Source organism: Serratia sp. LTN-2 (assembly GCF_059740205.1).
In genome coordinates, this window is sequence record NZ_JCAXDO010000063.1 from 1 (window position 1) to 1284 (window position 1284).

Below are 1284 nucleotides of genomic sequence, written 5' to 3' on the forward strand. Positions count from 1 at the left end.
TCGGTTCGGTCCTCCAGTTAGTGTTACCCAACCTTCAACCTGCCCATGGCTAGATCACCGGGTTTCGGGTCTATACCTTGCAACTATTCGCCCAGTTAAGACTCGGTTTCCCTACGGCTCCCCTATACGGTTAACCTTGCTACAAAATATAAGTCGCTGACCCATTATACAAAAGGTACGCAGTCACACCACGAAGGTGCTCCCACTGCTTGTACGTACACGGTTTCAGGTTCTATTTCACTCCCCTCGCCGGGGTTCTTTTCGCCTTTCCCTCACGGTACTGGTTCACTATCGGTCAGTCAGGAGTATTTAGCCTTGGAGGATGGTCCCCCCATATTCAGACAGGATGTCACGTGTCCCGCCCTACTCATCGAACTCACGACCTGTGCATTTTAGTGTACGGGGCTATCACCCTTTGCTGCGCGACTTTCCAGACGCTTCCACTAACACACAAGCCGATTCAGGTTCTGGGCTCCTCCCCGTTCGCTCGCCGCTACTGGGGGAATCTCGGTTGATTTCTTTTCCTCGGGGTACTTAGATGTTTCAGTTCCCCCGGTTCGCCTCATGCCACTATGTATTCATGACATGATAGTGTGTCGAAACACACTGGGTTTCCCCATTCGGGTATCGCCGGTTATAACGGTTCATATCACCTTACCGACGCTTTTCGCAGATTAGCACGCCCTTCATCGCCTCTGACTGCCTAGGCATCCACCGTGTACGCTTAGTCACTTAACCTCACAACCCGAAGATGTTTCCATCGTTCGCGCTGCAAACATTTGAGAGACTCTATGACAGGTTACTCTTTATCCCAATACATCTACGGAGGGATAAATTTCAGCCGTCATGTTTCAATTTTCAGCTTGTTCCAGATTGTTAAAGAGCAAAATACTTCGCAGCATACTGTCGCCAATATACTCTGAAGTATTGAAATACCGGACTATATGGTGGAGCTAAGCGGGATCGAACCGCTGACCTCCTGCGTGCAAGGCAGGCGCTCTCCCAGCTGAGCTATAGCCCCATACAGTCACGTGCAGTACCTTTTCCACTTCTGAGAAGTGGTAGGCCTGAGTGGACTTGAACCACCGACCTCACCCTTATCAGGGGTGCGCTCTAACCACCTGAGCTACAAGCCTATAAAGGTATTTCTGCTCGTTACTTTCTATCAGACAATCTGTGTGAGCACGCCACTCGAACTAATATCTTTAGGTAAGGAGGTGATCCAACCGCAGGTTCCCCTACGGTTACCTTGTTACGACTTCACCCCAGTCATGAATCACAAAG

Annotated in this window: 2 tRNA genes and 2 rRNA genes; all 4 read right to left on the reverse strand. The window is 50.1% G+C overall.

From position 1 onward, the window contains the following. Window positions 1–738, reverse strand: a 23S ribosomal RNA gene (locus AC6BYQ_RS28300); the annotation flags it as partial. A gap of 207 nt (window positions 739–945) precedes the next feature. Further along, window positions 946–1021, reverse strand: a tRNA-Ala gene (locus tag AC6BYQ_RS28305). Window positions 1022–1059: 38 nt separating this feature from the next. Beyond that, window positions 1060–1136: transfer RNA gene (locus tag AC6BYQ_RS28310), tRNA-Ile, on the reverse strand. 74 nt (window positions 1137–1210) lie between these two features. Continuing rightward, a 16S ribosomal RNA gene (locus AC6BYQ_RS28315) occupies window positions 1211–1284 on the reverse strand; the annotation flags it as partial.